This window comes from Couchioplanes caeruleus, assembly GCF_023499255.1.
Lineage (GTDB): Bacteria > Actinomycetota > Actinomycetes > Mycobacteriales > Micromonosporaceae > Actinoplanes > Actinoplanes caeruleus_A.
In genome coordinates this window covers 5,434,718-5,457,708 of sequence record NZ_CP092183.1, presented here as the reverse complement: position 1 = coordinate 5,457,708, position 22,991 = coordinate 5,434,718, and the positions used below count along the sequence as shown (strand labels likewise).

Sequence of the window (22,991 nt, the reverse complement as noted above, 5' to 3'; positions counted from 1 at the left end):
ATGGGGAGTGACGTGACAGAGCCTGACATCGTGTCCACCGCATTGGCACGTAACCGGCTCGGCGTTCCCTCGGTGGTCTTCTTCGGAGTCGCGGGAGCCGCTCCCCTCACCGTCATCATCGGGGCCATCACCACCATCTACGCCGTCGTCGGCAACACCGCCGTCCCGGTGGTGTACCTGGTGGTCGCGGGGATCCTCTCGATCTTCACGGTCGGATTCGTCGCGATGAGCCGGCACATCGTCAACTCGGGCGCGTTCTACTCCTACATCAGTCACGGGCTGGGGCGGATACCGGGCGTCGGCGCGGCGTTCGTGGCGCTGCCGGCGTACGCGATGATGCAGATCGGCCTGTTCGGGCTCTTCGGCGTCGTGGCGTCCGGGGTGCTCAACGGCCTGGGGCTCCACGTCGGCTGGTTCGCCTGCGCGATAGCGGCGTGGGCGCTGACCGCGGTGCTCGGCGTGCTGTGGGTCGACCTGAGCGGCAAGGTGCTCGCCGTGCTGCTGGTCGCCGAGATCGCCGTCGTGCTGATCTACGACGTGGTGATGGTGGCCAACCCGGCTGACGGGTCGGTCAGCTTCGCCACGCTGAACCCGGCGCAGGTGCTCACCCCCGAGGTCGCGGCCATGATGGTGCTGGCCATCGCGGGCTTCGTCGGCTTCGAGGCGACGGTCGTGCTCTCCGAGGAGGCCAAGGACCCGAAGCGGACGATCGCGCGGGCCACCCACTGGGCGGTCATCCTCGCCGGCCTGCTCTGCGGGCTGTCGGCGTGGGCGATGTCGGTGGGGGCGGGGCCGGGCAACATCGTCTCGGTCGCGAAGGCGGAGCAGACGGACCTGGTCTTCACGCTGGTCAGCCCGCACGTGCCCGAGGCGCTCATCAACATCGGCTACGTGCTGTTCATGACGAGCATCTTCGCCGCGCTGCTCGCGTTCCACGCCGCGGTCTCGCGCTACCAGTTCGCGCTGGGCCGGGAGGGGGTGCTGCCGCGGGCGTGGGGCTACACGCATCCGCGTACCGGCGCACCGATCGTCGGCTCGATCACGCAGAGCCTGCTCGCGCTCGGTGTCCTGGTCATCTACCGGCTGACCGGCGCGGACCCGCTGGTCTACCTGTTCGCCTGGCTGACCGTGGTCGGCGGGCTCGGCGTCCTCATCCTCATGTGGAGCGCGTCCGCGGCGGTCATCGCGTTCTTCGTCCGGCACCGCCATCAGGAGAACGTGTGGCGCGGCAAGATCGCCCCGATCACCGCGTTCATGCTGCTGAGCATCATCCTGGCCGCGACGATCTACGGGCTCGGCGACCTGCTGCAGGTGGAGTCCGGCTCGATGTTCCACTGGATCTTCCCGACCGGGTACGCGGTCTTCGCGCTGGTCGGCTTCGTCTGGGCCGTGGTCATGCGCGCCGCCCGCCCCGAGGTGTACGCCGCGATCGGCCGCGGCGCGGACGGTGGCTTCATCGCCGACGCCCCACGGCTCAAGGGATCACACACCGAGCCGATCAGCGTCCGCGCGATGCTCAACGCCGGTACCGTGCCGCAGCTCCCGCCGGAGCCGGACATGCCGCCGGGACCGCCCCGGTGGGAGACCCCACCCGAACCGTCCCGGTGGACCTGACTTTTCCCCGCGGCGACACGCCGGACCGCCCGCCGACCCGGAAACGAGAGGAGGTCACTTCGCCCGGGCCGGAATTCCGTCAGCCCCCCAAGAGCCCGGTGCTCCGGCCGGCAGCGGCGGGCGGTCGGCGTGTCACACCTCAGGCGGCCTGCGGGAACTGGTAGATCCAGAACTGCTGCGCGTCCATCATGCTGGCGTCGCAGTTGCCCGACAGCCGGTGCAGCATCAGCCGGATCACCCGGCTCATCTTGCGGGCCTCGTCGTTGTGCTGGCAGAAGTCCAGCCCGATGATCCCGTTCTGGGCGGCGGCCAGCAGGTACATCGCCTCGACCAGGTCGGCGAACGACGACCGGGCGGCCGGGGTGGGCAGCACGGCGACGAATCCGCAGTACCAGATCTTGCGCTGGGCGTAGAGCTCGGGCCAGCGGCGCTCGAAGTACTGCGGTGAGATCAACGGCATCGCGTCGAGGTCGTTCGTGTACGTCGACATCCCGCACATGGTGCCCTCGTCGTCGAGGCTGAGGTACTTCTGCACCCGGCCGTCGCGCATGACCTCGTCGAACTCGTTGCGGTACATGAGGTGCCGTTGCACCGCCAGCGCGTTCAGGCCGCGGAACGACTCCTCGTACATCTTCCAGGCCGACTCGATGAGCTCGTCGTCGTTGATCTGCTCGACAACCTTGATAACCATGCGATGCTCCCCGAATGACTGATGGTCGAGGCCAGCAATGCCCAGGCACTCAAGCCGATCGATGGTCTTTCTGACCACAGCGTACGGAGCGTGTTCGGCGGATTACAAGGCGTGATTTATGCCAAGGTCAACGTGTCCTTTAATGACCGGCGAGCGTGATCAACCGGACGAATGAACCGCTGCTCATTGTCAGACGTGCGTCAGAAGCGATCGTACCCCCGTGAGGGTGCTCGCACGGCGGTGCCGGTGGGAGCAGGGTCCATGACGCCGAGTCTAGGACTCGTGTCCGAAAGGGATCAGCTCTGTGGATCACCCGTCCGGGGCCGGCCGCCCGCGACCGGGGCACGGGCATCGATGCCGGGCGATAAAGTGTGGCGTCCGTACCGCCAGCGCCGGAGGCTTCTCGACGATGCGATCTTCCCGGACCGGGGCACGGCTCTGCGCCGTCCTCGCCGCCGTTGTCACCGTTCTCGCGGGCGGCACGGCCGCCCTCGCCGCACCGACCGCTACGCCTGCTGCCGTGACTCCTTCCGGCACAGAACCCGTCTACGACTACACGCAGGCCATCCGGGAGCAGGTGTGGGTGCAGGCGCCCACCGACAGCGACGCGGACGGCGAGCCGGACCGGGTGGCGGTGCGCATCATCCGCCCGCGCGAGACCGAGGCCGGCGTGAAGGTCCCGGTGATCTTCCAGCCGAGTCCCTACTATGCGGGGCTCAACGACGTACCCAATCACGACGACGTCGACCGCGACGGCGCCGCCGCGCGCCGCAGCGTGTCTCCCGGCGCGGACCGCGCGGCCGAGACCATCGTCTTCTCCGGCTATCTGGACAACTACTTCGTCCCGCGCGGCTACGCGGTCGTCTTCGCCGACAGCCTGGGCAGCGGCGGCTCCACCGGCTGCCCCACCTCGGGCGGGCGCAACGAGACGCTGGGCATGAAGGCGGTCGTCGACTGGCTCAACGGCCGCGCCCGCGGCGTCGACGCGAGCGGTGCGCCGGCCCGCGCCACCTGGTCGACCGGGCGCACCGGCATGATCGGCGTCTCCTACAACGGCACCCTGCCCAACGCGGTCGCCGGCACCGGCGTCAAGGGGCTGGAGACCATCGTGCCGATCGCCGGCATCTCCAGCTGGTACGACTACTACCGCGCCAACGGCGGGGTGGTGGCCCCCGGCGGCTTCCAGGGCGAGGACACCGACGTGCTGGCCAAAGCCGTGCTCACCCGGGCGAATCCCGAGGTGTGTGCCGGGGTGATGGCCGATCTGGAACGCGAGCAGGACCGGGTGACCGGCGACTACAACGCGTACTGGGCCGAGCGCAACTACCTGCGCGACGTCGGCAAGGTGCGGGCCAGCGTGCTGCTCGTGCACGGGCTGCACGACGACAACGTCCGTACGGGGCAGGCCGGGCAGTGGTGGGACGCCCTGGCCCGCCGGGGCGTCCCGCGCAAGATCTGGCTGCACCAGGCCGGGCACACCGACCCGTTCAACGTGCGCCGCGACGTCTGGCTGGACACCCTGCACCGCTGGTTCGACCAGTGGCTGTACGGCATCGACACCGGCATCATGCGCGAGCCGATGGCCGACGTCGAGGTCGCGCCGACCGTCTGGCGTACCTCCGCGACGTGGCCGGTGCCGGGCACCCGCGCCACCACCTTCGCGCTCGGCGGGCCCGCTGCGGACGGCCGGCCGGGGACGCTGCAGCCCGGTCATGCGCGGCCCGGCGCGCGGCAGACGTTCGTCGACGACCCGTCGCGTACCGCGGAGGACCTCGTCGCGGACGAGCTGAGCGCCGACCCGAACCGGCTCGCGTACCTGTCGGCGCCGCTGCCGCGGGAGACCCGGCTGTCCGGGACGCCGCAGATCTCGGTCCGCGCCGATCTCGCGGGCAGGTCGCCGTACCTGACCGCGCTGCTGGTGGACTACGGGCCGGCCGACCGGTACGCAGGGCTGCGCAGCCTGCCGGTGCAGGACTGTGTGGGCCCGGGCATTCCCGAGGATCCGGGGTGCTTCAACCGGCGCGAGTACGTCACCGCGAACACGCCGCTGGAGATCGTGTCCCGCGGCTGGACGGACGTGCGGAACCGGTTCTCGCCGTGGCGGACGACGCCGATCCGGGCGGGGCAGCCGTACACGTTCCGGTGGGACCTGCAGACCGAGGACCACGTCTTCGCCGCCGGGCACCGGATCGGGGTCGTCGTGATCTCCACCGAGCGCGATCACACCCTGCGGTACCCGGCCGGCACGACGGTCGGCGTACGCCTCGGTGTCTCGAAGGTGGTCCTGCCGCTGGCCGGCTGACGCGAACCTCGAGGACGGGCGGACCGGCGGTATGCCGGTCCGCCCGTTCCTGTCCGGCGGAAGACTTTCTCATTTTTTGAGGAAAGTTCAGCCTGAAGAGGCAGAAGTTCTGGTGTGAGCGTCGATAGTGGACCAGGATATTCACATCCGTGCATCGAGCCGGTCAGTCGAGTTCGAAGGAGCAGCATGGTCCGTGCTCTCGTCCTCAGCCTCATAGCCGCGTCCGCCGCAGTCGCCGCCCACCCGGCCGCCGCGTCCGCCGCCGATCTGCCACCCCAGGAACCGGGGGTCACCCTCCGCACGTTCGACACTCGCGTCCCGCTGACCCGGATCTGCACCCTCAAGCCGGGGCAGACGCCGAACGTCGACAAGCTGATGCCCGACGTTGACTACACCGGCGACGAGTTCGGCCTGCAGGACAACTTCGTCGCCCACGTGATCGGCAACCTGACCGTGCCCGCCGGCGGCACGTACGCCTTCCGGCTCGCCAGCGACGACGGCTCCCGCCTGGCGATCGACGGCAAGCCTGTCGTCGACAACGACGGCCTGCACGGCGTGGAGTCCAAGGACGGCAGCGTCGAGCTGGGCGCCGGCCCGCACGCCCTGTTCGTCGAGTTCTTCGAGGCCGGCGGCGGGCAGCAGCTGACGCTGTCCTGGCGTCCGCCCGGCGCCGACGACTTCAGCGTCGTACCCACCTCCGCGCTGAGCACCGACGCCGGCGTGGTCCGGGTGACCGCCCCCGGCCAGAAGCAGTGCGAGGGCGCGACCGACACCCCCGGCGACGGGCTGCCGCTCGACGCGGTGAACCCCGGCTACACGCTCACCGACCTGCGCCCCGGCGGCTTCCAGCCGCAGGTGTCCGCGATGGACTGGACGAAGGACGGCCGGCTCGTCATCGCCACCTGGGGCGGCAGCGAGACGACGGCCGGCGAGGTCTACATCCTCGACCACGTCACCGGGCAGACCGATCCGGGCAAGGTCACGTACAAGAAGGTCGCCTCGGGGCTCAAGGAGCCGATGGGACTCGCGGTCGTCGACGGCTCCATCTACGTGTCGCAGAAGCACGAGCTCACCGAGCTGGTCGACACCGACGGCGACGAGGTCGCGGACTCGAAGCGTACGGTCGCCACCTGGCCGTACGGGGGCAACTTCCACGAGTTCGCGTTCGGCCTGCTCTACAAGGGCGGCAACTTCTACCTCAACCTCTCGGTCGCCATCGACTACGGCGGCGCCACCACGAACCCGCAACCGGCGGCCAACCGGGGCACGAGCATCGTCGTGAACCGGCGCACCGGCAAGGTCACGTACGTCGCCGGCGGGCTGCGTACCCCCAACGGCCTGGGCTGGGGCCCCGGCGGGGGCCTGTTCGTGGCCGACAACCAGGGCGGCTGGCTGCCGGCGTCGAAGCTGGTGGAGATCAAGCAGGACCGGTTCTTCAACCACTACACGAACCCGGCCGGCCCGTTCGACGCCAACCCGGTGACCCAGCCGGTGCTGTGGCTGCCGCAGAACGAGATCGCCAACTCGCCGAGCACCCCGGTGCTGCTCCAGCAGGGTCCGTTCGCGGGCCAGATGCTCGTCGGCGACGTCACGTACGGCGGCCTGCAGCGCGCCTTCCTGGAGAAGGTGCACGGCGAGTACCAGGGCGCGGTGTTCCGCCACACCCAGGGCCTCGAGGTCGGCGTCAACCGGACCACGATCGGCCCGGACGGCTCCATCTACATCGGCGGGCTCGGCGCGGGCGGCAACTGGGGCCAGGAGGGCAAGCTCACGTACGGCCTGCAGAAGCTGACGCCCAACGGCGTTACGGCGTTCGACATGAAGTCCATGAGCGCGACGCGCGGCGGCTTCACCGTCGAGTACACCAAGCCGCTGTCCGACGAGACGGTCGCGAACCTGGCGAAGGCGTACCAGCTCGAGCAGTGGCGGTACGCACCGACCGAGCAGTACGGCGGCCCCAAGGTCGAGGAGCAGAAGCTGACCGTCAGCGGCATCCGGCTCTCCGCCGACCGCCGCCGGGTCACGCTCACCGTGGACGGTCTGCTGCCCGGCCGCGTGGTGCACCTGCGCTCGCCGCGGCCGTTCAGCGCCGAGGGCGGCGAGCAGCTGTGGAGCACCGAGGCCTGGTACACGCTCAACGCCATCCCCGGCGCCCAGCCCGACCAGGTGTTCTACGAGGCCGAGGAGGGCCGCCGCCAGGGCGGGGCCGGTGTCGGCACCGACCACCCCGGCTTCTCGGGCATCGGGTTCGTCGACGGGTTCGGCGCGCTCAACGCCTCCACGACGATGCACGTCGACGTGAGGAAGGCCGGCGACTACGAGGTCGGCCTGCGCTACTCCAACGGCCCCAACCCGTTCCAGGGCGACAAGACCGTCAGCGTGTACGTCAACGGCAGGAAGATCCGCCAGACCGTCCTGCCGACCACCAACACGTGGGACGACTGGGCCACCAAGACCGAACGGCTCACGCTGCGCCGGGGTGACAACACGGTCCAGTACCGGGTCGACGCGGAGGACACCGGCCACGTCAACCTGGACCTGATCACCGTACGCAAGCCGGGGGAGCGGATCGTCCTGTTCGACGGCACCGACCTCGCCGAGTGGCAGCACACCGACGGGCGGACGGCGAGCTGGCCGCGCGTCGGCGACGGGGCGATGGAGGTGTGCTGCGGCGACCTGCGGACCCGCCAGGCGTTCGGCGACTACAAGCTGCACGTGGAGTTCAAGGTGCCGCTGCTGCCGCCGGACGTCACCGGGCAGAACCGTGGCAACAGCGGCGTCTACCAGCAGGAGCGCTACGAGCTCCAGGTGCTCGACTCGTACGGCGACACCACCCTCGACACCAACGAGGCCGGCGCCGTCTACCTGCAGAAAGCCCCGGACGTGAACGCCGCCACGCCGCCGGAGACGTGGCAGACGTACGACATCGACTTCCGGGCGGCCCGCTACGACGCGGCCGGCGCCAAAACCGGGAACGCCCGCATCTCGGTGGTGTGGAACGGCGTGAAGGTGCACGACGACGTCGAGATCACCGGCGTGACGGGCGGCAGCATCGCCGAGGGCCCGGCCACGGGCTCGATCCGTCTGCAGGACCACGGCAACAAGGTCCAGTACCGCAACATCTGGATCGAACCGCAGAGCTGAGCGGTTCGGACGCCCGGGCCCGCCACGGCGCGGGCCCGGGCGGGCCGCGTCCCGTGGATTGGCTGTTCCCTCACGGCCGCCGATGCGATGGGATCGCGTTCATGTCCTTCGCCCGCAGGGTCTGGCAGCTGTACGAGCCATTGCACGCCGTCACCTACTTCGCCCCGCAGGCCCGGGAGGCGTTCGAGAGCGCCGGACTGCGCGGGTTCTGGCGCGGCTACTTCGCCGGACGGGCCGCTCCGCTCGGCGCGGTCCAGGCGGCGCCCGTCACCGCGCTGTTCTTCGGCTTCGCATCCGGCATGGTGAGCCGCGCGCTGCCGGACGTGTGGCACCGGGCAAGGCCAGAAGAGGCGCTCGCCGCCCGCCTCGACGGTGCGGTCGCCGCGCTGCGGGCCGTCGTACCGTCCGGATCCGCGCCGTGGGCCGAGGCCGCCGACCTGCTGGAACGCGCGGCCGCCGCGGCCGTCACGGACGGCCGCGCGCTCGGCGCCGCCAACGCCGCCCTGCCCCGGCCCGAGGGCGAGCTCGCCCGGCTGTGGCAGGCCGCCACCGTGCTGCGGGAACACCGCGGCGACGGGCACATCGCCGCGCTGGTCGGCGCCGGGCTCACCGGCCTGCAGGCGCTCGTCCTGCGCGACGCCCTGTACGGCGGCCGGGACCAGCTCCAGCCGAACCGGGGCTGGACCGACGCGGAATGGGACGCCGCAGTCGGTGCGCTGGCCGGGCGAGGGCTGCTCGACGCCGACGGGCGGCCCACGGCGGAGGGGCGGGAGGCGCATCGCAGCGTCGAGAGCCGTACCGATGCGCTGGCTGCGCAACCGTGGACGGCCCTGAGCGCCGCCGAGCAGGACCGGCTGGGCGAGCTGCTCGTGCCGTTGGCCCGGGGCGCGGCGGCGGTGGTGCCGTACCCGAACGCGATGGGCCTGCCTCACCCCGACGGCGCGTAGAACCGCCTCACCGGCCCGGGGGGACTACAGCGTGCCCTGACGGGCGTCCTTCCACAGGTCCACGGAGGTCGTACCGGACTCGAGGATCTTGTCGATGGTGGCGAGCTCCTCGTCGTCGAAGGACATGATGTCCAGCGCCGCGACGTTCTGCTCGAGCTGCTCCACCCGGCTCGCGCCGATGACCAGGGACGTCACCCGCGGGTCGCGCAGCGCCCAGGCGAGGGCCATCTGCGCGAGGCTCTGCCCGCGCTGCTGCGCCACCTCGTTGAGCGAGTTGAGCCGTGACACCATGGCGTCGTCGAGCCAGTCCGGGTCCAGGGAGGTGCCCGCGGCCGCGCGCGAGCCCTCCGGGATGCCGTTGAGGTACTTGCCGGTGAGCAGGCCCTGGGCCAGCGCGGTGAACCCGATGACCCCGGCGCCGGCCTCGTGCGCCGCGTCCAGCAGGCCCTCGGTCTCGATCCAGCGGTTCAGCATCGAGTACGACGGCTGGTGGATCAGCAGGGGAGTGCCGAGGTCGCGCAGCAGCCCCGCCATCGTCCGGGTGTGCTGCGCGTCGTACGACGAGATGCCGACGTAGAGCGCCTTGCCCTGGCGGACGGCGGTGTCGAGGGCGGTCGCGGTCTCCTCGAGCGGCGTGGTGGGGTCGAAGCGGTGCGAGTAGAAGATGTCGACGTAGTCCAGGCCCATCCGGCCCAGCGACTGGTCCAGGCTGGCGAGCACGTACTTGCGGCTGCCGCCGCCCTGGCCGTACGGGCCCGGCCACATGTCCCAACCCGCCTTGGTGGAGATCACCAGCTCGTCCCGGTAGGGGCGGAAGTCCTCGCGCAGCAGCCGGCCGACGTTGACCTCGGCGGAGCCGTACGGCGGCCCGTAGTTGTTGGCCAGGTCGAAATGGGTGATCCCGAGGTCGAAGGCGCGCCGGGCGATGGCCCGTTGCGTCTCGAACGGCCGGTCGTCGCCGAAGTTGTGCCACAACCCGAGCGACAGTACGGGCAGGTCGAGCCCCGAGCGCCCGGTGCGGCGGTACTGCATCCCGCTGGTGTAGCGGTCGGGTGCGGCGGCGTAGGTCACCGGCGGCGACCTTCCCGTGCCGCCGCCTTGACGGTGCCGACGTCACGCTTCGTGCTGTCGACCGCCTCGGTGGGCGCGGGCGGGGTGGCCTGCTGCACCTGCTTGCGGCCCAGCAGCGCGGCCACGCCGGCGCAGGCCAGTACGAGCACCGTCACGATGAGCGCGGCGAGCCAGTCCGGCAGGGCGAGGGCGAGGGCGGCGCCGATGGTCAGCAGGAGGGCGGAGACGCCGTACAGGGCGAGGACGCCGGCGCCGCCGAGCATCCCGGCGCCCGTACCGGCGCGTTTGCCCTTCTCCACCATCTCCGTGCGGGCGAGCTCGAGTTCCTGCCGTACGAGCGTGGACACCTGCTCGCTCATCTGGCTCACGAGCGCGCCGGCCGACGCGTCGGCGGAGCCGTCCAGCCGCATCCGGGTATCGGTCATGGCCCCTGTGCTACCCCAGGTCAGGGCGAATATGCCCACCGGATTCGTACGATCGGCCTTAGCTGTGACCTGAGTCACTCGAAACGGAGAACCGTCGGGAGGTGATCGTCGTCTTGCCTGGTGTGAGACGAAACCTGGACGCGGCCGACGAGGACGAGCTCGTGCGCCGCACCGCCCGCGGCGACCGGCGGGCGTTCGACGAGCTGTACCGGCGCACCTCGCCGTGGCTCGCCGTGCGGCTGCGGCGCCGGTGCGCCGACGAGGACGTGGTCGCGGACGTGCTGCAGGAGACCTACCTGGCCGTGTGGCGGGCCGCGGGCAGCTTCGCCGGGGGCGCCACCGCCGGCAGCGCGGTCGGCTGGCTCTGGACCATCGCCGCCAACCGGCTGGTCGACGCGTTCCGCCGCCGGGCCCGGCACGCGCAGCCGCCGCCCGTGCCGTTGCTGGAGACCACGGCCCCGGCCGCGGAGGACGAGGTGATGGCCGGCCGCGTCGGCCAGGACCTCGAACAGGCCCTGCTGCGCCTGCCCACCGAGGTGCGTCAGGTGCTGCGGGCCATGGTTCTCGACGGGCTCTCCGTACGGGAGACGTCACTGCTGCTCGGGGTGCCGGAAGGCACGGTGAAGTCCCGCGCGCGGCGGGCTCGCATCGCTCTGCGGGAGGCACTCTCATGACCACCCATCCGAATCTCGCCGTGATCTCCCGCTACGCCGGGGGCGACGCGGACCTCGACGACGCCACCGTCTGGTCGGTGGAGGTGCACCTCGAGGGCTGCGCCGACTGCCGGGCCCGGCTCGCCGGCAGCACCACCCCGGACACCCGGGCGTTGCTCGACCGGGTCGCCGCCGCCGTGGACGAGGGCATCCAGACCGGGCCGCGGCCGGCCCCGGTCCGCCGGGCCTGGTCGCCGGTGCGCCGCCGCTGGCTCGTCTGGGCGCTGGGACCGTGGCTGATCATGACGCTCAGCGCGCTGCTCTGCGCGGTCCTGCTCAACCTGACCTTCCCCGAGCTGCCGTCCCTGGTTCTGCTGCTCGCGCCGGTGGCGCCGCTGCCCGGCGTCGCCGTCGCGTGGAGCCGCCGGGCCGATCCGGCCTGGGAGCTGATCGCCGGCGCGCCCGGCGCCGGCCTGATGCTGCTGCTGCGGCGCACCGCGACCGTGCTCGCCGTGGTCGTGCCCGCACTCGCCCTGGCCGGTGCCGGCACGCGGGAATCCCTGGCGCTGATGCTCCTGCCTGGCCTGGCCTGCACCGCGGCCACCATCGCCCTCGGCGGCCGTTTCGGCGTGCGCCGGGCCGCCATCGGCGTCGGCGCCACCTGGGCCGCCGCGGTCGTCCTGCCCAGCCTCGCCACCGCGGACATCCCCGTGGTGCTGCGCCCGGCCAGCGTTCCGGTCTGGGCCCTGGCCACCGTGGCGCTCGCGGCGTACGCGGCGACCCGGGCCGACGACTACCGCAGGCTGGCGAGCCGTGACTGACCACCCGAACGACCTCGAGAGAGAAGTGACTATGCGTACGGTGTCCGCGGCGGAGACCGCCCCCACCACCTATGCCTGGGCGGTGCACGCCGAAAGCCTGCAGGTCCGGGCGGGCCGGCACCTGGCCGTCGACGGCCTCGACCTCGCCCTCGGCACCGGGGTGCACGGGCTGCTCGGCCCCAACGGCGCCGGCAAGACCACGCTGATGCGCTCGCTGGCGACGGTCATCAAGCCCGCCGGCGGCCGGCTGACCCTGCTCGGCGAGACCGTCGACGGCCGCGCCGACCTGCGACGGGTGCGGCGGGCGCTCGGCTACCTCCCGCAGCAGTTCGGGTTCTACCCGCGGTTCACGGTGCGCGAGTTCATCGAGTACATGGCCTGGCTCAAGGAGATGCCCAAGGCGGCCGTGCCCGGCGCGGTGCAACGGGCCATCGACCGGGTCGGCCTGGGCGCCAAGGCCGACGCGCGGATGAAGACGCTCTCGGGCGGCATGCTGCGCCGCGCCGGCATCGCCCAGGCGATCGTGAACGACCCGGAGGTGCTGCTGCTCGACGAGCCCACGGTCGGGCTCGACCCGGAACAGCGGCTGGATTTCCGTACGCTGCTGCGCACGCTGGGCGCCGACAGCTGCGTCCTGGTCTCCACCCACCTCGTCGAGGACGTGGTGGCCGCCTGCACCGACGTGGTGATGATCAACGAGGGCCGGCTGCTCTACCAGGGCACGCCCGCGGGCCTGATGGAGCAGGGCGAGCACGGCGACCCGGGCGACAGCCCCGCCGAGCGCGGCTACTCCGCCCTGCTGCGCCGGCACCGTGCGGAGGTGGCGGCCCGATGACCCGTGTGCTCGGCATCGAGGTCCGCCGTTCGGCGGCCCTGGGCACCGTCCTGATCCTGCTCGTGGCCGGCGGCATCCTCCTGTACGCGGCACCCCAGCGGTGGGCCGCCAGCTGGATGGCGCTGGCCATGTCCGAACGGGAATACCTGGTGCTGCTGTGGCCGCTCGCGCTGGCCGCCGGTGCGTGGCAGGCCCGCCGCGAGCACCGGTCCCACGTGGCGGAGCTGTTCGCCAGCACGGCCCGGCCCCGCGCGCAGCGGATGGTGCCCGTGCTCGGCGCGATGGCCATCGCCGCCGCGGCGGCGTACCTGCTGGTGGCCGCGGCCGGCCTGCCCTGGATCATCGACACCGCGCAGTACCTGCCGGCCCGGGCCTTCGTCGTGCTCGCCGTCGGCGTGCTCGCCATGATCGGCGGCGTCTGGCTGGGACTCGCCGTGGGCCGGCTGGTGCCGTCCATGGTGACCGCGCCCGCCCTGGCAGTGGCCGGCATCGCGTTCCTGATGCTGCTGCCGGTCGCGACCGGGCACCGGAACTGGCTCAGCCTCGTGTTCTCCCCGATGTACGGCATGGGCCAGTACACCGACTACCAGACGGTGGGCGGCCGGGTCAGCCTCGCGCAGGTCATCTGGCTGGTTGCGTTCGCCGTCGCCGCCGCGGTGCTGCTCGCCTCCGGCGGGTGGCGCACCCGGGTGGCGGCGCTGCTGCCGGTCACCGTCGGCGCCGCCCTCGCCCTCGCGGTCGTCCCGCGCGGCGAGTTCGTGGACAACCCGACCGACACGGTCGCGCAGGAGCTGGTCTGTGCCGACGGCGCGCCCCGGGTCTGCGTCAGCCGGGTCCACGCCGGGCTGATGTCCGAGGTGGTGCCCCCGGCGCGGCAGGCCCTGGCGGCGCTCGCCAAGCTCCCGGACGCGCCGACCGCGGTGCACGAGGACACCACCACGTACTACCCCGCGTGGTCACCGGCCCCGCAGCCCGGCGTCGTCCTGGCCGACGTCCACGTCGACAAGTACGGCCACCTCGCCTGGCCCGACCGGTTCGTCCCGAAGCTGGTGATCGCGGCGATGACACCCGTCATCTGCGACGACGGATACGACCCGTCGGCCACGCATGCCGCGGCCGCCTACCTCCTCGACCAGGAACTGGTGGCCGGCTGGGGTGAATGGGACATCATCCCGCGGGAGGTCGACGCCGACGCGGTCGCCATGCTGAGCGGCCTGCGCAAACTGCCCGGGCAGGAGGCGGTCGCCCGGATCGCGGCGCTGCGCCGCGCGGCCGCCGGGTGCAAGGACCTCAAGGCCGCGCTCACCGGGAGCGCTCGATGAGGTGGCTGACGCTGTACCTGCGGTCGCGGCACGTACCGCTCGCGCTGGTGCTCAGCCTCGGCCTGACGGTGGTGCTGTGGTCGCTGTGGTCGATCTTCTCCAACTCGCCGGACGCGGGCGCGCCGATGGTCGTGCTGACCGTGCTCATCCTCGTCACGACGGTCGCCATCACGTTCGCCGGTCCGGACGAGGCCCTGGAACGGACCGCCGCGCTGCCCTGGTGGCCCCGCCGGGCCGCGCACGTGCTGGCCGCCCTCGTCCTCATCCTGGTGCTGCTGCTGGCGACGCTGCCGACCGGCGCCCGCTTCGGCCCGGCGGCGCTCGTCCTGCGCGACGCGGCCGGGCTGCTCGGCCTGGCCGCCCTCGGCGCGGCCACGATCGGGGCGATCCGCGCCTGGTTCGCGCCGCTGGGCTGGACGCTGGCCGTGATCGTGTTCCCGGCCGGGGGCGGGACGGCGGGGCAGATCATCACCTGGCAGACCCAGGAGCCCGGCAACCGGGCGGCGGCGGTGACGGCGGCGGTGCTCGCGGTGGCGGGGCTGGTGGCGTACGCGCTGTCCGGCCCGGTCCGGCCGGCGCCCGCGGAGGCCGCCTTCTAGCGGGCCCGCCGCCGAGGTTTGACGGACGCCGATGACCGGGCACCACCCAGCCGGACCTCGACCCAAGGAGGGGACGTGGAAATCTCCGGCTTCATCACCGCCATCATCATCGGTCTGATCATCGGCGCGCTGGGGCGGCTCGTCGTTCCCGGCCGGCAGAACATCCCGATCTGGCTCACGATCCTGATCGGCATCGCGGCCGCGATCATCGGCACCTTCATCGCGGCGGGTCTCGGCGTCGCGGAGACCGGCGGCATCGACTGGATCGAGCTGATCATCCAGATCGCCCTCGCGGCCATCGGCGTCAGCCTCGCGGCGGGCATCCGCGGCCGCCGGCCCTGACGCGCGGACGGCCCCGGACGACGGCGAGCCCGGCTTCCCGGGCGGGCTCGCCGTCCCCGCCCTGGATGCGGCCGATGACCGTGCGGCAGAGCCGGATCAGCCGCAGAGCGAGCCGCGGGGGCGAACCGGACACTGCAGCTCGACCACCACGTCGTCCGGCGCATCGCCGTGCAGATGTACCTGGCGACTGACGCCGTACGGCTCCAGGTCCCGCTGTTCGAGGGCCACGTCGAACGCCTGCCAGGCGTCAGCGATGTCGGATGCCGGGCCATGGTGGACCACACACGCGCCGTGCCGTTCCTCCGGCAGCTCCACCACGTCCAGCCCGTCCGGGACAGAGCCGCCGACGCCGACGGGCCAGCCCACCGCGACATCGATCTTCGAGCCGTCCGGCCGGCCGTAGTACGTCTGAACGCGCGGCCCCGCCGGAGGGACAGTCGCGGCGGAGAGTTGCCGTGAAACCCGGTCCAGCAGCACCGCCGTCATGGTGCCGATCTCGCTGATGTCGTTGACCTCGGCACTGGCCTGCATGAGGCGCAGCCGGGGAAGCTCCTTCAGCTGGAACGATTCGTTGGTCACGGTCAGTCCTCTCTCGATGGACCGGAGCCGCCTGCCCACCTCCGCCAGCCGCGCCGTGTCAGCTTCGATGCGCTGGGCCAGCTCAGCCTGCCTGAGACGCAACAGGGCGACGAGGTCGCCGACGCCGACGCGCTCGTCCAGGATCGAGCGGCACTGCTCGAGGGTGAAGCCGAGCTCCTTCAACGCGACGACGCTGTTCACCCGGCCGATCTGCGACGCGGCGTACCACCGGTAGCCCGTGGATTCGTCCACGCGCTCCGGCGTCACGAGGCCGAGGGCGTCGTAGTGCCGCAACATCCGAGCGGACACCCGGGTGTGCCGGGCAAGGTCTCCGATACTCAACATGACCTCTGCACTCCAGGCCATGACACCGTGTCAAGGTCAACCACCCGACCATCATCAGCCAGGTTCTCGTCGCGTGGAGGGGCATGGCTCGCATGCCGGAGTCATGCTGAACGGGTGCGGCTGATTCTCAACATCCTGTGGTTCATCTTCGGCAGCGGGTTCGTGCTCGCCCTCGGCTACGGTCTTGCGGCGCTCATCTGCTTCGCGCTCATCGTCACGATCCCGTTCGGCGTCGCCTCGCTGCGCCTGGCCGTCTACTCGCTGTGGCCGTTCGGCCGTACGGTCGTCAGCAGGCCCGGCGCCGGCGTGCCGTCCGGCCTCGCGAACATCGTCTGGGTGGTCGTGGCGGGCTGGTGGCTCGCGCTGACCCACGTCGTCGCCGGGGTCGCCCAGTGCGTGACGGTCATCGGCATCCCGTTCGGCATCGCGAACTTCAAGCTGGTGCCCGTGGCGTTCTGGCCGCTCGGACGCGAGATCGTCGACGTCGACCGCTGACCGCATCACCCGGGCGCGCGGCCGCCGCCGGGCCCCGCCGGTGGTACGCCCGGCCCCGCGGCGTGGTCCAATTCCGACATGAAGGTCAAGCTCAGCAAGCAGACTCTAATCATCATCGGTGTGGTCTGCGTGGCCCTGCTCATCGCCTGGTCGGCCACCCGGTCGTCGACCGCGGCGCAGGGGCCGGGGCAGCTCGACGACGCGGCGGCCAAGGCCTGCACCGACTACGCCGACGGGTACGGGCAGGCGCGCACGAAGTCGGCGCGGCTCGCGCTGGCGGACAAGGTGAGCCAGTCGTCGCGGGACAGCGACAACGACGCCATCCAGGACCGGGCGACGGCGCTCGGGCGCAGCGCCGCCGACGGTGGCTCGGCGTGGAAGCGCGACGGCGACGCGTTCGGGAACGCCTGCCGGGCGGCCGGCTGGAGCGCCCGCTAGGACGGCCCCGCGCTCCACGAGAGACGCCGCGAGGGCGGCTCGAAGCCCACGCGGCGCCAGTGCCGCGCGAGGGCCCCAGTCCCGCGCGGGGGCCGCACCACTGCCGCGCGCGAAGCCCGAGCCGGCGCCAGGGCCGCGCGATGGCCGCGAAGGCCGTCCAGGTCGCGCCAGAGGCCGTGCCAAACCGGGGCGGAGGCCGGGCCGGAGTCGCGTGCGAAGGCCGCCCGGAGGGCCGATCGGCCGTGCTGTCGACTCAGATCGCGTCCAGCCGGACCGGCAGGGCGGGAATCCCCCGGACGCCCGGGCCGGCGTCCGTGACGAGCACCGCGCCGTCGTCCGGGCCGGGGCCGTCCAGGCCGCCGCGGCCGCTGGTGATGACGAGCGTGCCGCCCACCAGGCAGACGCTGGTCGGCTGGCGGGCCGGCAGCGGCACCCGGCGGTCCAGGACGCCGTCGGGGCGGTAGCGGTGCACCGCCGCCCCGCCGAACAGGGCCGCCCAGACGTGGCCCTCGGCGTCCACGGTGAGGCCGTCCGGGGCGCCGTGGTCCGGGTCGAGGCGGGCGAACGGCCGGCGGCCGCTCAGCTCGCCGGTCGCCGGGTCCACGTCGAACCGGTCGATGTGGCCGAGCGGCGTGTCGGACAGGTACATCGTGCGGCCGTCCGGGCTGAACGCGGGGCCGTTGGCGATGGTGAGGTCGCGCAGCACGGTGCGGACCGAGCCGTCGGGGTCGAGGCGGTACAGGGCACCCGAGCGGGGGCTCTGGTCGCAGGCCATGCTGCCCGCCCAGAACCGGCCGGTCCGGTCCGCGACGCCGTCGTTCATGCGCCAGGGCCGGTCCGTCACCGGCTCCGGGGCGGTGAGCGCGCGGACCGCCCCGCCGCCGGTGATCAGCGCGAAGCCGGTGCCCGTGGCGGCCAGCCAGGTACCCGGCCGGCCGGCGACCTCGGCGACCGCGGCGAGCGGGTCCGGCAGCTTCGCCAGTTCCGTGAGGGCGTCGGCGGCGCGCCGGCCGGGGGTGTCGGGCGCCGGTGCGGTCAGCAGGCGGCCCGCCGGGATGTCGACCAGGACGAGCCGGTCGCCGGTCCAGCGGGAGCCTTCGCCGAGTTCCAGCCGGTCCGGGGTGAGTGCGGTGACGTCGCTCATCGGCTGGTGATCCCCCGCGCGCCGCCGTCCTAATCACACCGCCGGGTCGCGGCGGCTCACCAGCTCAGGCGCAGCGACAGGGCGGCCGACGGCACGGCCGGGTCGTCGGCGTCGACCACCGCCAGCAGCTCCGCGCCGGCGGCGCCGGACGAGCGCAGCGCCAGCCCTTTGATCTTGTCCGGGTGCGGCAGCAGGCCGACCTCGGGCTCGTGACCGTCGGCGAGCACGGCCACCGCGGCGCCGACCACGGGCCCGTCGTCGACGGCGTTGGGCGTGTCCTCGGCGGCCGCGCTCACGATCACCCGCCCGTCGGGCAGCGCCACCGCGTCGGTGACGGCCAGCGCGACCCCGGCGACCGTGCCGAGGTCGTACCGGCGGACGCCGCCGATGCCGACCCGGTCACTGCCGGCCCCGGCCACGGCGGCGAGCAGCGCCTCGAGGTCCACGTCGACGGAGGCCGACGGTACGCCCGCCGCCGAGTTGCCCCGCTGGAACCACCGCAGCCGGTCGCCGACGACACAGGCACCCTCGAGGTTGAGGTGGCCGTCCGCGAGCCCCAGGGCGTCGCCGACGGCGTGGTGGAGGGGGGTGAGGTCGGCGACGGTGCGGCCACCGCCGGGCGTGACCAGGCAGGCGCGCATCCGGGCCGGTGACGACCCGGAGCCGAGCAGCAGGACGCCGTCGCCGATCGGGCAGGCCGCCTCGAAGTCGGGCTTGAGGTGCTTCGTACCCTCGGCCGAGCTGAACGTCTCGTGCCCGTCGACCGGTGGGAGGACCCGGACCCGCTCGACGCCGCCGGGTCGCAGCCAGGCGGCGTGCGTGGCGTCGTCCTGGGCGACCAGCCAGCCGTCGCCGAACCTTGCCACGGCCGAGGCGGCCCGGACCGGGTCGCCGTCGTCGAACCGCAGTTCGGTCGGCCGATCCGTTGTCACACGCATGGTCTCTCCCGGGCCGGTGTCACGCGCGGCGGCCCTTGGCGGGCCCCGGCGGGGGTGCGGTGCTGTCGCGCAGCACCAGCTCCGCGGCCGCGTGCTCGACCCGCGGCTCGTCGTCCGGCTCGCGGAGAGCGAGCGACATGGCCCGGACCCCGATCTCCTCCAGGGGCAACCGTACGGTGCTCAGCGGCGGCGTCACGTCCACCGAGATCGGCATGTCGTCGAAGCCGATGAGGCTGACCCGGCCGGGCACCTCGACGCCGCGTTCGCGCAGGCAGGCGAGAGCGCCGACGGCCATGGAGTCGTTGAGCGCGGCGATGGCGGTCAGCGACGGGTTGCGGTCCAGCAGCCGGCCCGCGGCCGCCATGCCGCCGTTGCGGTCGAAGCCGGCGTACTCGATGTGCCGGGCCGTGAGGCGGTGGCCGTGCTCGCGGGCCGCGCGGCGCAGGCCGGCGAGCCGGTCGGTGGTCGTGGTGAGGTGCTTCGGGCCGGCGATCACGCCGATCGTGGTGTGCCCGAGCCGGTAGAGGGCGTCCGCGGCGAGGTAGCCGCCGTGCTCGTTCTCCGGGACGACCGCGTCGCCCGCGTGCTCGTGCCGGCCGATCACCGCCACGCGGCCGCCGGTGCCCTCGTAGAGGCGCAGCTTGCGGTCGAGGCGCGCGGTGATCGGAGCGTCGTGGTAGCCGGAGCCGGCGAGCACGATCGCCGCGGTGCGGTGGGCGTGCAGCAGGTCCACGTACGCCAGCTCGCGCTCGGGGTCGCGGTAGCTGTTGCAGATGATGACGAGCCGGCCGTGGTCGGTGGCGACCCGCTGCAGGCCGCGGGTGATCTCGGCGAAATACGGGTCCGAGACGTCGTGCACGATCACCCCGACCGCGGTGCGGTGCGCCCGGGCGAGCTGCTGGGCGTTGGCGTTGGGCACGAACTCGAGCTCGGCCACGGCTGCGAGCACGCGCCGGCGCAGCGCCTCGCCGACCGGCTTCGGGCTGTTGTTGATGATGCGTGACGCGGTGGCGGTGGACACCCCCGCACGCCGCGCGACATCCGCCAGAGTCGCCACGCCGATCACCCTAGCCGACCGGAGCCGGGCAAGCGCTTGCCTGAGCGCCGCACCCGCCGGTAGCCTCCGAGGAAAGCGCTTACCTAGCGGAGGGTGCGGCCATGACCGCTCGCATTCCCATCGGGATAGTCCTGAACGGCGTCACCGGCCGGATGGGCTACCGGCAGCATCTGGTCCGCTCCCTGCTGGCGATCCGGGACAGCGGGGGACTGCCGCTGCGCGACGGTTCGGTGCTCTGGCCCGAGCCGGTCCTCGTCGGGCGCACCGAGGCCAAGCTGCGCGACGTCGCCGCGCGCCACGGCCTCACCGACTGGACCACCGACCTCGGCGCCGCGCTGGCCCGCCCCGACGTGCGGATCTACTTCGACGCGCAGGTCACCAGCGAGCGCGAGAAGGCGATCCACCAGGCGATCGAGGCGGGCAAGCACATCTACACCGAGAAGCCCCTGGCCACCACGCTGCAGGGCGCGGTCGACCTGGCCCGCGCCGCCGACGCCGCCGGCGTGCGCCACGGCGTCGTGCAGGACAAGCTCTTCCTGCCCGGGTTGCGCAAGCTGCGCCGGCTCGTCGACGGCGGCTTCTTCGGCCGCATCCTTTCCGTACGCGGGGAGTTCGGCTACTGGGTCTTCGAGGGCGACTGGCAGGCCGCCCAGCGCCCCAGCTGGAACTACCGGGCGGCCGACGGCGGCGGCATCGTCGTCGACATGTTCCCGCACTGGCACTACGTGCTGGAGCAGCTGTTCGCCCCCGTCCGCGCCGTCACCGCCCACGTCGCCACGCACATTCCCCGCCGCTGGGACGAGAACGGTGAGCCGTACGAGGCGACCGCCGACGACGCCGCGTACGGGATCTTCGAACTCGACGGCGGCGTGATCGCCCAGATCAACTCCTCCTGGGCCGTGCGGGTGAACCGCGACGAGCTGGTCGAGTTCCAGGTCGACGGCACCGACGGCAGTGCCGTGGCGGGGTTGCGCGGCTGCAAGGTCCAGCACCGCGCCGCGACCCCGAAGCCCGTCTGGAACCCCGACCTGCCGGTGACCCACGCGTTCCGCGCGCAGTGGCAGGAGGTGCCGGACAACGAGGAGTTCGACAACGGCTTCAAGGCGCAGTGGGAGATGTTCCTGCGGCACGTCGCCGAGGACGCGCCGTACACCTGGGACCTGTGGGCCGGAGCGCGCGGCGTGCAACTGGCCGAGCTCGGGTTGCGGTCCGCCCGCGAGGGCCGCCGCGTCGAGATCCCCGAGCTGCACCGATGAACGCGACCGTGCACCTGCCCGACGGACCGCTGACCCTGTCGGGCGCCGGTGCCGGATACGCGACTCCCGGCGCCCGGTTCACGAGCCGGATCGCGTACGCCGCGGCGCACGTGGTCGCCGATCCGAGAGCCGAGAACGTGCCCGGCGCGCCACCGGTGCTCGACTGGGAGGCCACGCTGGCGTTCCGGCGGCACCTGTGGTCGTACGGCTTCGGCGTGGCCGAGGCGATGGACACCGCGCAGCGCGGCATGGGCCTGGACTATCCGGCGGCCCGCGAGCTGATCCGCCGTTCCGCGCGGGAAGCGGCGGCCGTGGGCGGCAGCATCGTGGCGGGCGTGGCCACCGACCAGCTCGCCCCCGGCCCGGCCACCCTCGACGAGATCCACAAGGCGTACGCCGAACAGCTCGCCGACGTCCAGGAGGCGGGCGCGGGACCCGTGCTCATGTGCAGCCGGCACCTGGCGGCCGCCGCCACCCGGGCCGAGGACTACCTCGACGTCTACGGCCGTCTCCTCGCCGATGCCGGGAGCCCGGTGATCCTGCACTGGCTCGGCCCGGCGTTCGACCCGTTGCTCGGCGGCTACTGGGGTTCCGACGACCCCGCCCGCGCCGCCGACACCGTCGTCGAGCTCGTCGCCGCGCACCCCGGACGGGTCGACGGCATCAAGCTGTCGCTGCTCGACGAGGCGTTCGAGGTCGCACTGCGGCGGCGGCTGCCCGCGGGCGTACGCCTCTACACCGGCGACGACTTCCACTACCCGGCGCTGATCCGCGGCGACGACCGGGGCCACTCCGACGCGCTGCTCGGTGTCCTGGCGGCCATCGCGCCACCCGCCGGCGCGGCGCTGCGCGCCCTGGACGCCGGCGACGTCAGCGCGTACGACAGGATCCTCGAACCGACCGTGACCCTGGCCCGTCACCTGTTCGCGGCACCCACCTGGTTCTACAAGACCGGCATCGTCTTCCTCGCGTGGCTGGCCGGCCACCAGGACCACTTCGTCATGGCCGGGGGAGTCCAGAGCGGACGGTCGCCGCTGCACCTCGCCCGGCTGCTGCGGCTCGCGGACGCGGCGGGCGTCCTGCCCGACACCGGCCCGGCCGCCCACCGCGCCCGCGCCTGGGCCGTCACCGCGGGGGTGGCGCAGCCGTGAAGCGTTTCTCGTTCAACCAGGCGACCGCCAAGGGATGGCCGCTGCCGGACCTGGCGGCCGGCTGCGTCGCGGAGGGCGTCACCGCCGTCGGGCTCTGGCGGGAAGACGTCCACGCGTACGGGGTGCAGCGCGCGGCCGGCCTCATGCGCGACTCCGGGCTCGCCGTCACCTCGCTGTGCCGCGGAGGCTTCTTCCAGCAACCGGGCTGGTTCGACGACAACAGGCGCGCCATCGACGAGGCCGCGACGCTGGGCGCGCCCGTGCTCGTCCTCGTCTCCGGTGGCCTGCCCGCGGGCAGCCGGGACCTCGACGCCGCCCGCGCGCACATCGGCGCGGCCCTGGGGGAGCTGGTGCCGTACGCGCTCGCGAGCGGCGTCCAGCTCGCCGTCGAGCCGCTGCACCCGATGTTCTGCTCCGACCGGTGCGTCGTGTCGACCCTCGAGCAGGCGCTCGACCTGGCCGCTGCGTACCCGCCGGAAGCCGTGGGTGTCGTCGTGGACACGTACCACCTGTGGTGGGACGACGGCGTCTGGGCGCAGATCGAGCGGGCAGGCCGCGAACGCCGCATCGCCTGTTTCCAGGCCGCCGACTGGCTCACCCCGCTGCCCGCCGGGGTGCTGCTCGGCCGCGGCCTGCCCGGCACCGGCTGCGTCGAGCTGCGCCGCTTCCGCGAGGCCGTGGACGCCGCGGGCTACACCGGACCGGTCGAGGTGGAGGTCTTCAACGAGGAGCTGTGGGGCCGCCCGGGACGCGACATCCTCGCCGAGACGATCACCCGGTACCGCGCCCACGTCGCCTGATATCCACGCTTGTGGATGCGGC

At 72.8% G+C, this 22,991-nt stretch carries 23 protein-coding genes; 16 read left to right on the top strand and 7 right to left on the bottom strand.

Annotated features, from left to right (window positions below; all coding sequences use genetic code 11):
• The first annotated feature begins 12 nt into the window (after positions 1 to 12).
• Positions 13 to 1,614, top strand: a complete 1,602-nt coding sequence (locus COUCH_RS25355; RefSeq protein ID WP_249607706.1) for an APC family permease — start codon at positions 13 to 15, stop codon at positions 1,612 to 1,614.
• 139 nt (positions 1,615 to 1,753) lie between these two features.
• Here the strand turns inward: COUCH_RS25355 and COUCH_RS25350 are convergent, their stop codons facing one another.
• The gene (locus COUCH_RS25350) at positions 1,754 to 2,305 is read right to left on the bottom strand and encodes a hypothetical protein (RefSeq protein WP_249607705.1); all 552 of its coding nucleotides are present in this window, start codon (positions 2,303 to 2,305) and stop codon (positions 1,754 to 1,756) included.
• Positions 2,306 to 2,326: 21 nt separating this feature from the next.
• Here COUCH_RS25350 and COUCH_RS25345 point away from each other — a divergent pair, with 21 nt between their 5' ends.
• The 4 genes from COUCH_RS25345 to COUCH_RS25330 all read left to right on the top strand — a co-directional run bounded on the left by COUCH_RS25345 (position 2,327) and on the right by COUCH_RS25330 (position 8,698).
• Entirely contained in the window at positions 2,327 to 2,464 is a 138-nt protein-coding gene (locus tag COUCH_RS25345; RefSeq protein ID WP_249607704.1) for a hypothetical protein, read from the top strand.
• Positions 2,465 to 2,714: 250 nt separating this feature from the next.
• Positions 2,715 to 4,607, top strand: a complete 1,893-nt coding sequence (locus COUCH_RS25340) for a Xaa-Pro dipeptidyl-peptidase (protein ID WP_249607703.1) — start codon at positions 2,715 to 2,717, stop codon at positions 4,605 to 4,607.
• Positions 4,608 to 4,793: 186 nt separating this feature from the next.
• Positions 4,794 to 7,751 (top strand): family 16 glycoside hydrolase, encoded by a 2,958-nt coding sequence (locus COUCH_RS25335; protein ID WP_249607702.1) that lies wholly within the window; start codon positions 4,794 to 4,796, stop codon positions 7,749 to 7,751.
• Positions 7,752 to 7,852: 101 nt separating this feature from the next.
• Positions 7,853 to 8,698, top strand: a complete 846-nt coding sequence (locus COUCH_RS25330; protein ID WP_249607701.1) for an SCO6745 family protein — start codon at positions 7,853 to 7,855, stop codon at positions 8,696 to 8,698.
• 24 nt (positions 8,699 to 8,722) lie between these two features.
• Here COUCH_RS25330 and mgrA read toward each other — a convergent pair whose 3' ends face one another.
• On the bottom strand, positions 8,723 to 9,769 hold the full coding sequence (gene mgrA / locus COUCH_RS25325) for an L-glyceraldehyde 3-phosphate reductase (protein WP_249607700.1): 1,047 nt from the start codon (positions 9,767 to 9,769) through the stop codon (positions 8,723 to 8,725).
• Positions 9,766 to 10,194: a phage holin family protein gene (locus COUCH_RS25320; RefSeq protein WP_249607699.1), complete on the bottom strand. Its 429-nt coding sequence runs from the start codon at positions 10,192 to 10,194 to the stop codon at positions 9,766 to 9,768. Before COUCH_RS25320 ends, mgrA begins: the two co-directional genes overlap by 4 nt.
• A gap of 122 nt (positions 10,195 to 10,316) precedes the next feature.
• Between COUCH_RS25320 and COUCH_RS25315 the strand changes: the two genes are divergently transcribed.
• The 6 genes from COUCH_RS25315 to COUCH_RS25290 all read left to right on the top strand — a co-directional run bounded on the left by COUCH_RS25315 (position 10,317) and on the right by COUCH_RS25290 (position 14,766).
• Positions 10,317 to 10,868, top strand: a complete 552-nt coding sequence (locus COUCH_RS25315; RefSeq protein WP_249607698.1) for an RNA polymerase sigma factor — start codon at positions 10,317 to 10,319, stop codon at positions 10,866 to 10,868.
• On the top strand, positions 10,865 to 11,668 hold the full coding sequence (locus tag COUCH_RS25310; RefSeq protein ID WP_249607697.1) for a zf-HC2 domain-containing protein: 804 nt from the start codon (positions 10,865 to 10,867) through the stop codon (positions 11,666 to 11,668). Before COUCH_RS25315 ends, COUCH_RS25310 begins: the two co-directional genes overlap by 4 nt.
• Positions 11,669 to 11,699: 31 nt before the next feature.
• Complete coding sequence (locus COUCH_RS25305; RefSeq protein ID WP_249607696.1) at positions 11,700 to 12,503, top strand: ABC transporter ATP-binding protein; 804 nt, start codon at positions 11,700 to 11,702, stop codon at positions 12,501 to 12,503.
• Positions 12,500 to 13,825 (top strand): hypothetical protein, encoded by a 1,326-nt coding sequence (locus tag COUCH_RS25300; protein WP_249607695.1) that lies wholly within the window; start codon positions 12,500 to 12,502, stop codon positions 13,823 to 13,825. Before COUCH_RS25305 ends, COUCH_RS25300 begins: the two co-directional genes overlap by 4 nt.
• On the top strand, positions 13,822 to 14,424 hold the full coding sequence (locus COUCH_RS25295) for a hypothetical protein (protein ID WP_249607694.1): 603 nt from the start codon (positions 13,822 to 13,824) through the stop codon (positions 14,422 to 14,424). Before COUCH_RS25300 ends, COUCH_RS25295 begins: the two co-directional genes overlap by 4 nt.
• Before the next feature lie 75 nt (positions 14,425 to 14,499).
• Positions 14,500 to 14,766: a GlsB/YeaQ/YmgE family stress response membrane protein gene (locus tag COUCH_RS25290; protein WP_249607693.1), complete on the top strand. Its 267-nt coding sequence runs from the start codon at positions 14,500 to 14,502 to the stop codon at positions 14,764 to 14,766.
• 96 nt (positions 14,767 to 14,862) lie between these two features.
• Here COUCH_RS25290 and COUCH_RS25285 read toward each other — a convergent pair whose 3' ends face one another.
• A complete protein-coding gene (locus COUCH_RS25285; protein WP_275980148.1) occupies positions 14,863 to 15,690 on the bottom strand; it encodes a MerR family transcriptional regulator in 828 nt (275 codons plus the stop codon).
• Between the two features lie 114 nt (positions 15,691 to 15,804).
• Between COUCH_RS25285 and COUCH_RS25280 the strand changes: the two genes are divergently transcribed.
• Positions 15,805 to 16,185, top strand: coding sequence for a YccF domain-containing protein (locus COUCH_RS25280; protein WP_249607691.1), 381 nt, complete (start codon positions 15,805 to 15,807; stop codon positions 16,183 to 16,185).
• A gap of 78 nt (positions 16,186 to 16,263) precedes the next feature.
• A complete protein-coding gene (locus tag COUCH_RS25275; protein WP_249607690.1) occupies positions 16,264 to 16,623 on the top strand; it encodes a hypothetical protein in 360 nt (119 codons plus the stop codon).
• 253 nt (positions 16,624 to 16,876) lie between these two features.
• Here the strand turns inward: COUCH_RS25275 and COUCH_RS25270 are convergent, their stop codons facing one another.
• Genes COUCH_RS25270 through COUCH_RS25260 form a run of 3 tightly spaced genes read right to left on the bottom strand, consistent with a single transcriptional unit; the run spans position 16,877 to position 19,762 of the window.
• Positions 16,877 to 17,767, bottom strand: a complete 891-nt coding sequence (locus COUCH_RS25270) for an SMP-30/gluconolactonase/LRE family protein (protein WP_249607689.1) — start codon at positions 17,765 to 17,767, stop codon at positions 16,877 to 16,879.
• A gap of 56 nt (positions 17,768 to 17,823) precedes the next feature.
• Entirely contained in the window at positions 17,824 to 18,705 is an 882-nt protein-coding gene (locus COUCH_RS25265; RefSeq protein ID WP_249607688.1) for a DUF6910 family protein, read from the bottom strand.
• Positions 18,706 to 18,724: 19 nt separating this feature from the next.
• Entirely contained in the window at positions 18,725 to 19,762 is a 1,038-nt protein-coding gene (locus COUCH_RS25260; protein ID WP_249607687.1) for a LacI family DNA-binding transcriptional regulator, read from the bottom strand.
• A gap of 101 nt (positions 19,763 to 19,863) precedes the next feature.
• Here COUCH_RS25260 and COUCH_RS25255 point away from each other — a divergent pair, with 101 nt between their 5' ends.
• The 3 genes from COUCH_RS25255 to COUCH_RS25245 are packed head-to-tail and all read left to right on the top strand — an operon-like array spanning position 19,864 to position 22,969.
• On the top strand, positions 19,864 to 21,018 hold the full coding sequence (locus COUCH_RS25255) for a Gfo/Idh/MocA family protein (protein WP_249607686.1): 1,155 nt from the start codon (positions 19,864 to 19,866) through the stop codon (positions 21,016 to 21,018).
• Positions 21,015 to 22,169, top strand: a complete 1,155-nt coding sequence (locus COUCH_RS25250; RefSeq protein ID WP_249607685.1) for a DUF993 family protein — start codon at positions 21,015 to 21,017, stop codon at positions 22,167 to 22,169. The genes COUCH_RS25255 and COUCH_RS25250 overlap by 4 nt, the downstream gene beginning before the upstream one ends.
• Positions 22,166 to 22,969: a sugar phosphate isomerase/epimerase family protein gene (locus COUCH_RS25245; RefSeq protein ID WP_249607684.1), complete on the top strand. Its 804-nt coding sequence runs from the start codon at positions 22,166 to 22,168 to the stop codon at positions 22,967 to 22,969. Before COUCH_RS25250 ends, COUCH_RS25245 begins: the two co-directional genes overlap by 4 nt.
• The last annotated feature ends 22 nt before the right edge of the window (positions 22,970 to 22,991 follow it).